The sequence below is a fragment of the Phyllobacterium phragmitis genome, assembly GCF_002980495.1.
In the GTDB taxonomy this organism is placed as follows: Bacteria; Pseudomonadota; Alphaproteobacteria; order Rhizobiales; family Rhizobiaceae; genus Paramesorhizobium; species Paramesorhizobium phragmitis.
The window spans coordinates 24,917-39,356 of the sequence record NZ_PVBR01000010.1 but is presented as its reverse complement, the minus strand read 5'-3'; the positions used below and the strand labels follow the sequence as shown (position 1 = coordinate 39,356).

At 59.8% G+C, this 14,440-nt stretch carries 15 protein-coding genes; all 15 read left to right on the top strand.

The genetic code is table 11. The features are described from left to right. Position 1: 1 nt before the first annotated feature. Positions 2-463: a flagellar basal body P-ring formation chaperone FlgA gene (gene flgA, locus C5748_RS14700; RefSeq protein ID WP_105742694.1), complete on the top strand. Its 462-nt coding sequence runs from the start codon at positions 2-4 to the stop codon at positions 461-463. 32 nt (positions 464-495) lie between these two features. Then, a complete protein-coding gene (locus C5748_RS14695; RefSeq protein WP_199194803.1) occupies positions 496-1,680 on the top strand; it encodes a flagellar basal body P-ring protein FlgI in 1,185 nt (394 codons plus the stop codon). Next, on the top strand, positions 1,680-2,234 hold the full coding sequence (locus C5748_RS14690) for a MotE family protein (protein WP_342588361.1): 555 nt from the start codon (positions 1,680-1,682) through the stop codon (positions 2,232-2,234). Before C5748_RS14695 ends, C5748_RS14690 begins: the two co-directional genes overlap by 1 nt. Further along, a complete protein-coding gene (flgH, locus tag C5748_RS14685; protein WP_105742692.1) occupies positions 2,231-2,947 on the top strand; it encodes a flagellar basal body L-ring protein FlgH in 717 nt (238 codons plus the stop codon). The genes C5748_RS14690 and flgH overlap by 4 nt, the downstream gene beginning before the upstream one ends. Before the next feature lie 10 nt (positions 2,948-2,957). Then, positions 2,958-3,470 carry a flagellar basal body-associated FliL family protein gene (locus tag C5748_RS14680; RefSeq protein ID WP_105742691.1) on the top strand — a complete coding sequence of 171 codons (513 nt, stop codon included), beginning with the start codon at positions 2,958-2,960 and terminating at the stop codon, positions 3,468-3,470. Continuing rightward, a complete protein-coding gene (fliP, locus tag C5748_RS14675) occupies positions 3,467-4,204 on the top strand; it encodes a flagellar type III secretion system pore protein FliP (protein ID WP_105742690.1) in 738 nt (245 codons plus the stop codon). Before C5748_RS14680 ends, fliP begins: the two co-directional genes overlap by 4 nt. A 220-nt stretch (positions 4,205-4,424) precedes the next feature. Beyond that, complete coding sequence (locus C5748_RS14670; RefSeq protein ID WP_105742689.1) at positions 4,425-5,270, top strand: flagellin N-terminal helical domain-containing protein; 846 nt, start codon at positions 4,425-4,427, stop codon at positions 5,268-5,270. A gap of 157 nt (positions 5,271-5,427) precedes the next feature. Beyond that, the gene (gene fliF / locus C5748_RS14665; protein WP_105742688.1) at positions 5,428-7,161 is read left to right on the top strand and encodes a flagellar basal-body MS-ring/collar protein FliF; all 1,734 of its coding nucleotides are present in this window, start codon (positions 5,428-5,430) and stop codon (positions 7,159-7,161) included. Further along, positions 7,158-7,817, top strand: coding sequence for a hypothetical protein (locus C5748_RS14660; RefSeq protein ID WP_105742687.1), 660 nt, complete (start codon positions 7,158-7,160; stop codon positions 7,815-7,817). Before fliF ends, C5748_RS14660 begins: the two co-directional genes overlap by 4 nt. Then, positions 7,814-9,013, top strand: coding sequence for a MotB family protein (locus C5748_RS14655; protein ID WP_105742686.1), 1,200 nt, complete (start codon positions 7,814-7,816; stop codon positions 9,011-9,013). The genes C5748_RS14660 and C5748_RS14655 overlap by 4 nt, the downstream gene beginning before the upstream one ends. Further along, entirely contained in the window at positions 9,010-10,281 is a 1,272-nt protein-coding gene (locus C5748_RS14650; RefSeq protein WP_105742685.1) for a chemotaxis protein MotC, read from the top strand. Before C5748_RS14655 ends, C5748_RS14650 begins: the two co-directional genes overlap by 4 nt. After that, complete coding sequence (gene fliK, locus C5748_RS14645; protein WP_105742684.1) at positions 10,278-11,612, top strand: flagellar hook-length control protein FliK; 1,335 nt, start codon at positions 10,278-10,280, stop codon at positions 11,610-11,612. The genes C5748_RS14650 and fliK overlap by 4 nt, the downstream gene beginning before the upstream one ends. Positions 11,613-11,667: 55 nt before the next feature. Beyond that, positions 11,668-12,138, top strand: a complete 471-nt coding sequence (locus tag C5748_RS14640; RefSeq protein ID WP_245581807.1) for a transglycosylase SLT domain-containing protein — start codon at positions 11,668-11,670, stop codon at positions 12,136-12,138. Positions 12,139-12,373: 235 nt separating this feature from the next. Next, a complete protein-coding gene (ftcR, locus tag C5748_RS14635; RefSeq protein ID WP_105742682.1) occupies positions 12,374-13,057 on the top strand; it encodes a flagellar transcriptional regulator FtcR in 684 nt (227 codons plus the stop codon). 131 nt (positions 13,058-13,188) lie between these two features. Further along, the gene (locus tag C5748_RS14630; protein ID WP_105742681.1) at positions 13,189-14,439 is read left to right on the top strand and encodes a flagellar hook protein FlgE; all 1,251 of its coding nucleotides are present in this window, start codon (positions 13,189-13,191) and stop codon (positions 14,437-14,439) included. Position 14,440 lies beyond the last annotated feature (1 nt).

Sequence of the window (14,440 nt, the reverse complement as noted above, 5' to 3'; positions counted from 1 at the left end):
AATGGCAAGGCTCAGGACCGCTGCATTGGCAGGCATCGCGGTGTTTGCCTGCGCATCCGCCGCCCATGCGGACCGGATCTCGTTCGTGGTGCCGTCCGCCGTCATCTATCCCGGCCAGATCGTAAGCGATACCGCACTTCTGGAAAAGCGTTTCATCGCCAAGCCCGATATAGCGGGGCAATATGCGCTGACGTCGGACCAGGTGACGGGGAAGATCGCACGACGCACGCTGCTGCCGGGAAAGCCGATCCTGATCGCGGCGCTCGGCGAACCCTCGCTGGTCAAGCGCGGCGTGCCCGCTCCCCTGGTCTATACGGCTGGCGGACTGACCATCACTGCGATGGGAACGCCGCTGGAGCCGGGTTCAGCCGGTGATTTCATCAAGGTGCGCAATGCCGATAGCGGCCTGATCGTTTCCGGAACGATCCTGGCCGACGGCAAGATACAGGTGGGAATGCAGTGAAGCGGACCATCTCTGTCCTTGTTGCGCTTTTGATGAATGTGTCGCCGCTGCTGGCGGACGAAGCCTCGCGCAATACCAAGGATTTTTCCTCCGCTGCCGAGGCCGACGCCGACTGGCTGGGCTCGGGCGGCAGTCCTTCGAGAATGGCCTATTCCGATCTCGGCAAGGGCGGTGTCGTGGCCCGGCTGAAGGATATCGCCACCATCCAGGGTGTGCGCGAAAACCAGCTTGTCGGCTATGGTCTCGTCATCGGCTTGCAGGGAAGCGGCGACAGCCTGCGCAACTCGCCGTTCACCGAGCAGTCGATGCGCGCCATGCTGGACAATCTGGGTATCAGCGCGCCGAGTGGCGCGACGCGCTCCAAAAATACCGCAGCCGTCATCGTTACCGCCAATCTGCCGGCGTTCGCAGGTGCTGGTTCGCGCATAGACGTGACGGTCTCTTCGCTTGGCGATGCTTCGTCGCTGCAGGGCGGGACGTTGGTGATGACGCCGCTGACGGGCGCGGACAGTGAAATCTATGCCGTCGCGCAAGGCAACATGATTGTTTCCGGCTTCTCCGCCGAAGGCCAGGCAGAAACATTGACGCAAGGCGTGCCGACCAGCGGACGCATTCCGAACGGGGCGCTGGTGGAACGCGAGGTGAAGGGTAACTTCGGTAAAGACCGCGATCTCGTCGTCGAACTGCGTGATCCCGACTTCACCACGGCTGTCCGCGTCACCGATACGATCAACATCTTCGCCAAGCGCCGCTACGGCCAGGCGGTAGCGAAAGAGCGTGACGCCAAATCGATCCGACTGCGCAAGCCGAAGAACATAACCGCTGCCCGTTTCCTGGCAGAACTCGAAGGCCTGCCGGTGGCGACCGACGAGATCGCCCGTGTCGTCGTCGACGAGCGCACTGGCACCGTCGTCATCGGCGACAAGGTGCGCATCTCGAAAGTCGCCATCAGCCATGGCAGCCTGACTGTGCGCGTCACCGAAACGCCGGTGGTTTCGCAGCCCGAGCCATTTTCCGACGGCGTGACCGCCGTAGAGCCGACAACCGATATCGCGGCTATCGAACAGGGATCGAAGATCGGGGTGCTTTCCGGCACCAATCTGGAGAACCTTGTCAATGGGCTCAACCAGATCGGCATGAAGCCGACGGGCATCATCGCGATTCTGCAGGCGATCAAGACATCCGGCGCACTGCACGCCGAACTGGTGGTGCAATGATGAGGCAGCAAAACAAATCCCCCTCCCTTGCGATGAATCTTGCGACGGCGGCGCTGTACCTGGCGCTGTCGACAACGATATCGCTGGCGCAGGAAACGGAAGCGATTGTGCCGCAATCGCCCGCCGACATCGAGGAAATCCAGAAATATTGCAGCAATATCACCGATAATGCCGCAGACGCACGCTATGCGATCCAGGCCAAGGAGCTCTCCGAGTTGCGCGCGCAAGTCGATCAGCGCGTCAAGGCGCTCGAGGAAAAGCGCAAAGAGTATGAAGTCTGGCTGCAGCGGCGCAATGAATTCATCGGCAAAGCCCAGGATTCACTGGTCGATATCATCTCCAAGATGAAGCCGGACGCCGCGGCGGCGCAGATGGCGCTGATCGGCGACGAGGCTGCCGCCGCGCTTCTGCTCAAGCTCAAGCCGCGGACATCGAGCGTGATCCTCAACGAAATGCCGCCCGAGAAATCTGCGCAGCTGGCCCGCGTCATCGTCGGCGCGCAATCGGTTGGTCAATCGGGCCGCAAGGCGAGAGCGGCGGGCCAGATTCAATGAACAGGACCATTTGCATCGCCGGGGCCATGATCGGGCTGCTCGGCCTTTCCGGCTGCGCCAGCCCGCTTCAGGAGGTCAACCGCACGCCTGATCTGTCGCCGGTCAGAACCGACATCGGGTCATCCTATGGCATGACCGATGCATCGCAATATCCGCTGCGCCCGGAAAATCGGAAATATTCACTGTGGGAAAAGCGTTCGACCAGCTTCTTCCGCGATCCGCGAGCTTCCAGTCCGGGCGATGTCCTGACCGTCAACATCGCGATCAACGATAAAGCCAATCTGGACAACAAAAGCGGCCGTCAGCGCGTGTCGTCCTCACTTTACGGATTGGGCGGCGAATTTTCGACAAGCAGCGGTTCGGCGGGCGATTTTTCCGGCTCGCTCAACACGAATTCCGACAGCCGCTCGACGGGGCAGGGCGTGGTCGAGCGCAAGGAGGAGATCAGGCTTTCCATCGCTGCCATCGTCACCGATATCCTGCCCAACGGCAATCTGGTGATCCGCGGTTCGCAGGAAGTGCGCGTCAACAATGAACTGCGCGTTCTCAACGTCGCCGGCGTGGTGAGGCCGCGCGATATTTCGGGCTATAATACGATCTCCTACGACAAAATCGCCGAAGCACGCATTTCCTATGGCGGGCGTGGGCGCATCAGCGAGGTCCAGCAGCCGCCCTATGGCCAGCAGATCCTCGACCAGGTTTCTCCGTTTTGAGTGGGCAGGCATGAGCGACGCGACGAAATCCTCTGGAGATCGCGAGGCAGGCAAGGCAGCAGGCGGCTCGCTGGTGGGCACGATCGCCGCCGTCGCGATGCTAACCGTTGTCGCAGGCGGCGGCGGGTGGCTTCTCGGGGGCTACATAAGCGGAACGGAACCAGCGATCGACCACACCGCGGAAAGTGCGTCTGCGAGCAAAGAGCCGGGCAAGGGACACGAAGCCCAGCCTCTCGGCAATGTGGTTGCGCTGAAGCCGATCCTGACCAATCTCGCCGTGCCGTCCACGACGTGGATACGTCTGGAATCGGCGCTCGTTGCCAAGCCTGGCGAGGAAATCGCGCCTGAAATGGCGATGAATATTTCCGATGATTTCATGGCGTTCCTGCGCAGCGTCAGCCTGATGCAACTGCAGGGCGCGACGGGCCTCGCCTATCTGCGCGCCGATTTGGAAGAACGCGCCAAACTGCGCTCCGAGGGCAAGGTGGAGCGGGTGTTCATTTCGTCGCTGGTGGTGGAATGAACAAGCGCCTTTTTCTCATCGCGGCGGTTCTTCTCGTTACCGCCCATGGAGCGGCGGCGCAGACGTTTTCGCTCGACGGCCTGATTCCTGCCGGCAGTGGTGCTGCGAGCGGGCAGATCGTCCAGCTCCTCGGACTTTTGACGGTGCTTTCGATCGCGCCTGGCCTTCTGATCATGGTGACGAGCTTCACGCGCTTCGCCATCGCCTTCTCCATGCTGCGCTCGGGGCTGGGGTTGCAGACCGCGCCGGCTAACCTGGTGATGGTCAGCCTCGCGCTGTTCATGACTTTCTATGTCATGGCGCCGGCCTTCGATCGGGCGTGGCAGAACGGTGTGCAGCCGCTGATGCGCAATGAGATCGCGCAGGATGCGGCACTGCGCGAGATCGCATCGCCGTTCCGCGAATTCATGCTGCGCCAGGTGCGCGACAAGGATCTGCGGCTGTTCGAGGATCTGGCGGATCCCTCCTTCCGCACTGGCGATGATGGTGTGGTCGATCTGCGCATTCTGGTTCCGGCTTTCATGATTTCGGAACTGCGCCGCGGCTTCGAGATAGGCTTCCTGATCGTTCTGCCATTCCTGGTCATCGATCTTGTGGTCGCTACGCTCACCATGTCGATGGGCATGATGATGCTGCCGCCGACGGTTTTGTCGCTACCGTTCAAGATTCTGTTCTTCGTTCTGATCGACGGCTGGAACATTCTTGTCGGCAGCCTCATCCGCTCTTTTTCATGATCTGCGAAATTTTTTACGGCCGTTAACACATTTGTAGCAATTGCTATGTAAGGATCACGGCATGACGGATTTGCCACAACTGCTGGCAATAGGCATGATGCCGCTCCGCCATGCCGGTTTCAGTCCGGCCTGTCCCGAAAAAATCATTCAATATGCTGCATGATCTTGTCTGAAAAGCCTTGGCTTTTCGGCGTCATGCCTTGAACAGGGGCAATACCCAATGAGTCTTCTGACCAATTCCGCGGCTATGACCGCGCTTCAGACGCTTTCGTCCACCAACAAGGCGCTGGAATCCACACAGAACCGCATCTCCACCGGCCTGCGCATCAGCGAAGCCTCGGACAATGCGGCCTACTGGTCCATCGCGACCTCGATGAAGTCCGACAACAAGGCCAATTCGGCTGTTCAGGACTCGCTCGCTCTCGGTGCCGGCAAGGTCGATACGGCCTATTCCGCGATCAACAAGATCAAGGATTCGGTCGATGACATTAAAACCAAGCTGATTTCAGCAATTGGCGCAAGCGCCGAAGACAAGGGCAAGATCGAAGCCGAAGTCAAGTCGATCGTTTCGAATATTAATTCGGCACTCAGCAATGCAAATTACGCTGGTTCGAATCTTCTCAATGGCCCTACGGACGATCTTGAAGTCGTTTCGTCCTACAATCGTTCGGGTGCGACCGTGACGGTCGATAAAATCACGGTTGCAGCTGCGGATACGGATGCTGCAACCATGGTTACGGCCATTGTTGCTGATGGCTTCTTCACATCAGCGACGGTGGACGCTGATATCGGCGGTCTTCTCGATACAGTGGAAGGGGCTCTGGCTGACCTCGTAACAGGCGCGGCTACGCTTGGTGCTGCCAAGTCGCAGATCGACAGCCAGAAGAGCTTCCTTTCCGGCTTGGAGGACTCGATCGACAAGGGCGTCGGCGCTCTCGTCGATGCCGACATGAACAAGGAATCGGCGCGTCTGTCGGCTCTGCAGGTTCAGCAGCAGCTTGGTGTTCAGGCTCTGTCGATCGCCAACTCGAGCAACCAGAGCATCCTCTCGCTGTTCCGCGGATAAGCGGCGTTTAAAAAGGTGGGGGGCCGGGGGACCGTGCGGGGGGCACGGTCCCTTGCTGCGTTTGCGCCGCAGTTCGATAAAACAGCGGTTCACCACTCTAACTTCGCGCAAGCTTCGCTCGCTATGGTCGCCCGTGAAATGATGGCGGCAGGGTGCGATGCAGAAGAATTTCCGGCAATTTCTCGAACAGTTTTCAGGTGCGTTGGCCAGGCTTGGCACGAGGCGGCTGGTTGCGCTCGGGCTCATGGGCGTGGCGCTCTTCGGCACGATCCTGTTCTCGAGCTTCTATTTCAGCCGGCCGCCGTATGAAACGCTCTATGTCGGGCTGAACCGCGACGACGTCAATCGCATGGGAATGGCACTCGGCGAGGCCGGTATTCCATTCGACGTGAAATCGGACGGCACTTCCATTCTCGTTCCCTACGGGAAGGCCGAACAGGCGCGCATGCATCTGGCAGAAAAGGGGCTGCCGACAAGCAACAATGCCGGCTACGAGCTTTTCGACAATATGGGATCGCTGGGACTTACCTCCTTCATGCAGGAGATCACCCGCGTACGCGCCCTCGAAGGTGAGATTGCCCGGACCATCCAGGCGATAAGGGGCATCAAGGCCGCGCGCATCCACATCGTCCTCCCTGAGAAGGGGAGCTTCCGGCGCGGCGACCAGAAGCCTTCGGCTTCCGTCGTCATCCGGACCGAGGGTGGTTTTGCGGTCGAATCGGCGCAATCCATCCGCCAGCTTGTGGCGGCCGCCGTTCCCGCCCTCGACGCGGCCTCGGTGACCGTCATGAACACCAATGGCCGGCTTCTCGCATCGAGCGGCGACCGCGCCAATGGCGCGGCGGTGATGGCGGCGACGCTGGAAAGCCAAGTATCGGCCTCGATCGACGACAATATCCGCAAGGCTCTCGCGCCCTATCTGGGCGTTGGCCATTTCCAGACCAGCGTGCAGGTGGCGCTCGATACGGATCGACGGCAGATCAACGAGACGGTGTTCGATCCCGAGTCCAGGGTCGAGCGATCGGTCCGCGTGGTGCGTGAAAACGGTGCCTCGCAAAACTCGAAGGACGATAACGCGACAGGTGTCGAGCAGAATATTCCGCAGGAGGAAATCCAGAGCAGAAATGGAGAAAGTTCCTCCGAAAAGACCGAGCGGCGCGAGGAATTGACCAATTACGAAATGAGCAGCAAGACCGTTTCGACGGTAAGCGACGGCTATTCGGTCAAGCATCTGTCGATCGCCGTGGTCATCGATCAGGCACGGCTCCTCGCTTCGGCGGGAACGACGCCGCCTCCGGCGAATTTCGTCGATGAACAGGTGGCTAAAATCCGCGACCTCGTCTCGACGGCGGCAGGGCTCAATGCCGATCGTGGCGATGTGATCAACGTCACGGCGCTGAATTTCATGGATCCTGCCGGCGACGAGATACAGCCTGCTTCCACGCCGATATCGGAACTGATCCTGCGCCAGGCCGGCAGCCTGATCAACGCTGCGGCGCTGATCGGCGCAGTGGTGCTGATCATCTGGTTCGGCGCCAGACCGCTCATGCGCGAAATCGCCGGCAATCGAGTGGCTGAACTGGCAGGCGAGCGCGAAGCAGGCGAGATTGCCATTCCGGATTTCACCGGGACGGGGCAGTTGGCGAATGTCGAGGCTTCCGGCGAAACAGCTCTGTCAGGAGCCGCGGCTTATGCGGCACAGGCGCAGGAGAGCCTCGGCGATCTTCGCCAGCGAATGCGTGCACCTGCTCGCTACCGGCTGGAGCAGATGATCGAGATGGACGAGGAGCGTGTCGCGGCGGTTCTCAAGCAATGGGTCCATGAAGAAATCCAGGTCCCGACCGAAGCGGATGGCTTTGCCGGCCAAGAGGCGGAACGCAGGGCCGCATGACCATGAGCGATCTTTCCATCGCCAGCTTTCTTTCCGATTTTTCGCCGCGTCGCATTCCCGACGAGCGGGTGATCATTCTCCCCGCGTCCTCCGAGGAGGACGAGCCGGAAGAAGAGGCGTCTGCGGAACAGGCCTTCGAAGAGGCTGTCGATATCGAACTTCAGGTGAAGCAGGCTTTCGAGGCAGGACGTGAAGCGGGCCGGGCGGAAGCGGATGCGCTCTATGAAGCCGAAAAGCAGCGCATGCAGCGCGTGCACGAGGAGGAAATCGGCTCGGTCAGGACATCCGTCATGAACGAAACCGCCGATCGCCTGGTAATGCAGTTAAGCGAAGGGCTCGCTTCGCTCGAGGAGTCGTTCTCGCAGCAGGTCACCCACCTCATTGAGCCGCTCGTCGCCGAAAGCGTCGCCAAAAACGCGGTCGCTGATTTTGCCCGGGAGGTTGCGTCTCTCGTTCGGAACGCGGCGGATGGGGCCATTGAAATACGAGGCCCGCACGACCTGCTCGACGCGCTGCGGCGCCAGGAGGGATTTGCGCCTGAGCAGTTCGTGCTTGTCGAGGCGGAGCAGGCGGAACTCAGCATGAAGCTCGGTGAAATGATTGTCGAAACCCGGCTTTCACCCCTGCTCGCCGAATTGAAGGCATTGGTCCGATGAGTATCGATCCCGAGACCCACCGCGAAATCATTATCGTGCGTCGCGGCCATGGCGACGACCATGAAGAGCATCATGGCGGCGTCTGGAAAATCGCCTATGCGGATTTCATGACCGCGATGATGGCGTTCTTCCTGGTGATGTGGCTGATCAATGCCACCAATGAGGAAACCAAGGCGGCGGTGGCGAGCTATTTCAATCCGGTCAAGCTGATCGACAGGCACAGCAGCCGCAAAGGCGTGGAGGAGATCGATCTGGACGAGGGCAAGGTGCGCTTCGAGAGCGACAAGGCCACGGAAGAGGGCGCCAAGGTCATCAATGACAAGAAGGCCCAGACGCCGTCCGAAAGCGAAGAGCGGCTGATGTTCAAGGAGCCTTATGCCGTGCTGGCCGAGATCGCCAATGAGACCGGAATTATGCAGAATCAGTCGAAAGCCGGCGAGGGCGGGGCCGCCACTGCTGGCCCGTTGACCGGTTCGGAGGGCGGCGAGGCATATCGCGATCCCTTCAATCCGGATTATTGGTCGAACCGCGTCGATGACGAGCTGTTTCCCGTGACGGCGGGACCGGTTACGCCACCTCTCTCTCCAAGCACGGACGCAAAGGAAACGGGGCCCGAGACACAAGCTTCCGACACAGCGAAGGTTGGAAAAGCATCGGCTGATGACAAAACGGATCAGGCGGAGAAATCCAACAGCGCACCCGTAAAAGCCGAAAGCCTGCCCGAGGAGAAGGATTTGGCTGAAGCCGAAAAGCTGGCGCGGGAAATCCGCGCGGCGACAGCGGCGGCAAAAGAGCCGAACAGTCCCGATATCACCGTCGTGCCTGCCGATGGCGGCGTCATGATTCAACTGACTGACAAGATCGATTACGGCATGTTCGCCATCGGCTCGGCCAAGCCGGACCGGCGTGTGGTCGAGGTTCTGGAAAAGATCGCCAAGATCATCGCCGGCAGGCAAGGCAGCGTCATCATCAGCGGACATACGGACGCGCGGCCGTTCAAGAGTGATTCCTATGATAATTGGCGGCTTTCGTCGGCGCGCGCGCAGATGGCTTACTACATGCTGGTGCGCGGCGGTCTTGATGAAAAGCGGGTATTGCGCGTCGAGGGATATGCGGACCGGCAGCCGAAGAAGCCGGAGGATGCTTATGCCGCGGAGAACCGTCGCATCGATATCTTCCTGAAAACGGCCCCATGATGAGGGATTTCCGACGCTCCTTGCGTGCAGCGATGCTTGCGTTGGCTCCGCCGATCATTATGGCGTCGGGCGGTCCGTTCTGCGCGGGAGCAGCCGCGGCGTCGTCGTTGCCGGTGCTGGAGCCTTATCAGCTCGTTCGCTCGTTGCGGATGCTGCAGGACCAGGTAGTTAGCGGCAAGCCGGAGGCGCTTGCCATGCTCAACCGCGTCCTGGCGCGTATCGCGCAGCAATTGCAGGCAGGTCCGCCTGATGTCTGGTCCAAGACGGTAAATCTTCATGCGGCGGTCATTTACCTCCTGAACGGCGGCAATCCCGATGTCGTGCGAGCTATACTAGCGGCCGCGCCGCCCGAGGCCCTGCCGCCCCGCCTTGTCGCGGGTGCCCTGGCCTATGCGGATGCCAATTCGGCGGAAGCCGTGCAGCAGTTCTCCGATCCGCTGCCACCGGGAATTCCGAACGAGCTTTTAGCCTCGATCTATCTGGTGACCGCACCTCAGGTGGCCGTGTCGGATCCGTCCATGGCGATGAAACGCCTCGATATGGTGCGCGTTTCCGTGCCCGGCTCGTTGTTCGAGGAGGCGGCGATCCGGCGCAGTCTCAGGATCGCGGCACGGCTCGGCGACGCGGCTAAGGTGAAAGTGCTGGCGCGAAATTATCTCCAGCGCTTTTCCCGCTCGCCCTATGCCGAGGATTTCTTTCGGCAGTTCGTCGATGCGGTTCTGCAATTGAAGGACAAGATCGGCAATGATGAAATAGCGGAACTGGCGCAACTCGCCAAGCCGGCGGCACAGCACACCTTCTACCTGCGTGTGGCGCGCGGCGCTCTTCTGGACGGGCAAATGGAACGTGCCCGGTTCATTTCGGCCAAGGCCGCTGAACTGGCAGCTGAGCTGCATCTGGACGGCACGCAGGCCAGGCTCTATTCCGCCGCGAGCAAGGCCGGTTCAATGCGTGCGCGAGACGCTATCCGCACACTGTCGGAGATACCGAGGGAACGTTTGCACGAACGCGATAAAAGACTGCTCGATGCTGCCGAAGCCATGGCCGGGCGTGTCCTCCGGGAGCCGGCGCAGCCGGCCTCCGATCCTCCCATGCCGTCCAAGGCTGAAGTGGTGCCCATCCCCGCGAGCAGCGAGAATGACCCATCGTGGACACGGTCGCACAGCGAGCCGGATTCCGTGCCGGATTCGGCATTGCAGGAGACGGTGGACGATACGAAGAAGAAGCTGGCAGAAATCGACCAATTGCTGGGAAAGGCGACGCAATGACGATCAAGGATGCCCTTGCTCAGGCGGTTTACCCCTCGGCTCGCGCGACGCACGCGCAGGCGTTGAGGTCCAAATCTGCACCGTTCTCGGTGGGGGAGGATGCCGCCGATATGAAATCTGCTGCGGCAAACTTCGAAACGCTGGTCAAGGAGTTTGGGGAGAGCGGCGGCAAGGCGGAAAAGCGGAGCAGCCGGACATCGAATGCTGAAGACCCCGATGCCGAACAAGAAAAAGACAATGCGATGCCTGCTGCCAAGGAACCTGGTTCCATTGCAACGATGACCGCCCAGGCCATGCTTGCGTTCGATCCCTTGCGTATCAAGCAGGCCGAGACGGCGAGTGCCGCCGGCAGCAAGGCGGGCGGTTCTGGCGCCGATACTGAAGAAATCGGAAAGCAAGGGGCGGGCCTTTCGAGCATTTTTGCTGAAACCCAGTTCGATGAAAACGGCAATATGGAGGTGGACGGACCCAAAACAGATGGGAACGCGCCAAAGCAGACCATTCCGCCGGCCGACCCTGCCGCAACCCGGCAGAAGCTTGATCGCCCGGCTTCGGATGTGATCGCCAAGCCGAACGCTGACAACACAACGCCCGTTGCCAACGACGGTAAGTCGTCATTATCTGCAGGTGGTGGGGAAATTCGTAATCAAGAGACCACCGACAACGATCCAAAAACATCCACGCAGCCGGATGTGAACGGCACGGCCAAGCCACGCAGCAGCGATGCTCCCAACGCCGGCGCAGTCCTGCCAAATACGCAAAGTCGGGCCGCCGGGGCAAGCAATCCGGCCGGTTCGACGAATGTCGCCGCTCCCTCGACCAGGCCGGCTATCCATATCGCTGAGGTGCAAATCGTCTCGGAGCGCAGCTACGGAGTGGCGAAGGTCCTCAATATCCGGCTGGAGCCGATCGAACTTGGAACCGTGACCGCCAGGCTGCGGCTCGTCCCCAACGGCATGCAGGTGGAACTGGTGGCCGACCGGCGAGAGACCGCGGAGCGGCTTTCGGCCGACCGGGATCTGCTCGGCAAAGCTCTACAGTCGGCGGGGCTGAGCGATCATGCTGTCGTGGCCATCACTGTGACCGAGCGCGGAGGGACCTCCACGGCAAATGCCACAGGCGGCCAGACGGGGCAGCAGAATTTCGCTGCACAGGATCAATCGGGCGGGCGCAATGGAGGGCAACCGCATACCCATATGCAAGGAGAGGGGAATGGCAATCGCGATCAGCGCGGAGCGTGGACGCCGGACGAACAGGCGCAAGGGAGCGCTCCGCCTTCGCCTGCCGACGCGCGTGGCGACCGCCGTTTGTCTCGCGATATTATCGTCTAGCATCCTTGCGCTTGGCAGCACGCCTGCGCGGGCGGAGAACGTCTGTGAACGGGAGATGCATAAGGCTGCCACCAAATACGGCATCCCGATCGGCATTCTCTATGCTGTCGGCCTGACGGAAACGGGGCGCAAGAACTCGCTGCAGCCCTATGCGATGAACATCGAGGGCAAGGCGGCATTCTTCCCGACAGCCGCCGCGGCATTGTCGGGCTTCGAGCGGGCAAGGCGTCAGGGGGCCAAGCTGATCGATCTTGGCTGCATGCAGATCAACCATTATTTCCATGGCAAGGAGTTTCCCTCGGTCGCAAAAATGTTGCTGCCGAGCGCGAATGTCGACTACGCCGCGCGCTTCCTGAAACAGCTTCGTGCCCGCGAAGGCAATTGGACGCTTGCGGTGGCCCGCTATCACGCAGGGCCCAATAACGATCCCGCCCAGAAGAAATATGTTTGCCGGGTAATGGCAAATATGGTCGCGACAGGCTTCGGAAACTGGACGCCCCAGGCCCGCAATTTCTGCGGCGCATAATCGTGTAACATATTGTTATGAATTGTGAAATTCGAAGCGCTGTTAACGTTTTCTAAAGCTTTGCATATCTATTAGTGAAACAAGCGTAATCCGTTGAATTTTCAATGTTTTTCATTTAGACATTTCTAATGTGCATCCCAATTAATTGCCCCCTGTAAATTGGGGTTGTCGCCGAGTCATCGCGCCAGTTAGTTATTGTTCCCACGGGGTAACATACTGATTCGGAGGCGGGCCGATGATTGTGGTTGTGGACGAACGCAATCTTGTAACTAGTGGGTATTCTGCGTGGTTTGGGCGCGAAGGGATTTCGACAACCGGCTTCTCTCCGGCGGATTTCGGCGATTGGGTCGATACGGTCGCCCATAGTGATATTCTGGCTGTCGAAGCCTTTCTGATTGGTGAATGTTCCAATCGAAATCATCTTCCTATCAAGATACGTGAACGCTGCTCGGCTCCGGTCATCGCAGTCAACGAGACGCAGTCGCTGGAACATACGCTGGAACTGTTCCAGTCGGGTGTCGACGATGTGGTTCGCAAGCCGGTTCATGTGCGGGAGATCCTCGCGCGCATCAATGCCATCCGCCGTCGTGCCGGTGCGGATGTCTCCGGCGCCCAGGCGGGAACCGACGTCGGTCCAATCCGGGTTTTCTCGGATGGGCGTGATCCGCAGATCAATGGCGTGGAGTTTCTGCTTCCGCGCCGCGAACGGCGGATCCTCGAATATCTCATCGCCAATCGTGGCCGCAGGCTGAACAAGACGCAGATATTCAATGCAATTTACGGAATCTTCGACAGCGAAGCCGAGGAAAACGTCGTGGAAAGCCACATCAGCAAACTGCGTAAGAAACTGAGGGAAGCGCTGGGTTACGATCCCGTCGATTCAAAACGCTTCCTCGGCTACTGCATCAATATCGAGTAATCGAATCCAACCGGCGCCTCCGCCGGTCATATTTGCTTCCCTAGAAAATCACGAATGATTTCAGAGCGACAGGTTCACGCAAGGATCGTGAACTAGCCTCGATTCCGGAATCCTCACATCAGGAGATGGAAATGAGCCTTTATGGGATGATGCGTACCGGTGTTTCAGGCATGAACGCTCAGGTCAACCGCCTGTCGGCCGTCGCGGAAAACATCGCCAACGCCAGCACCGTCGGTTACAAGCGCGCCAGTACGCAGTTTTCCTCGCTCGTGCTGTCGAGCTCCGAGGGGCAATATAATTCCGGAAGCGTCAAGACCGACGTGCGTTACGGGATTTCCGACCAGGGCGGCATTCGCTCCACGGCATCATCGACCGATCTCGCCATCGACGGAAACGGCTTCTTCGTCGTCAGCAATGCGGACGGAACGTCCTACCTGACCCGTGCCGGGTCGTTCGTGAAGGATTCCGTGGGCAATCTCGTCAACACGTCAGGCTATTATCTGATGGGTTATCCCGTCGTCGACGGCCAGGTGAATACCGTGGCCAACGGCTTTCAGGGGCTGGAGAAAATCAACATAGATCAGATGGATCTCGTTGCCGATCCGAGCCGAACCGGCAAGTTTACCGTCAATCTTCCGGCAAATGCCGAGATCGTGGCCGCCCCGCTGCCTGCAGCCAATGATGTGGCTTCGCAATATACCGCCAAGACTTCATTGGTTTCCTACGACAATCTCGGCAATCCCGTCGTCCTCGACGTCTATTTCTCAAAGACGGCCGATAATGAGTGGCAGGTTGCGGTCTATGATTCCGCGGGGCGGGCCGCAAATGGCGGCTTCCCCTATGCGTCGGCTCCGCTCACCACGTCCACCATGACATTCGACGCGACGACGGGTGCGCTGACATCGGCCGGCAATCTGGCGATCGCCATTCCGAACGGCCAGACGCTCGATCTCGACCTTTCGGCGACCAAGCAGCTTGCCGGCGACTACACGGTCTACGAGGCGAATATCGATGGACGGTCGCCGAGTGCGATCGAAAGCGTCGATATCGGCGCCGATGGTTCGGTCGTTGCCCGTTACGAGAACGGCACCCAGCGGGAAATCTATCGCATCGCTCTCGGCAATGTGGCGAGCCCGGACCAGATGGACGTGTTGAGTGGCAATGTGTTCGCGCCAAGCGGCAAATCTGGCGATGTCCAGCTTGGCTTTCCCAACAGTGGCGGGATGGGCAGCATTTCTTCCGGCGCATTGGAGGAATCGAATGCGGACATCGCCGAAGAGCTTACCGAAATGATCGAAGCGCAGCGCAGCTACACCGCCAATTCCAAGGCCTTCCAGACGGGCGCGGATTTGATGGATGTGCTGGTCAACCTGAAAAGATAGC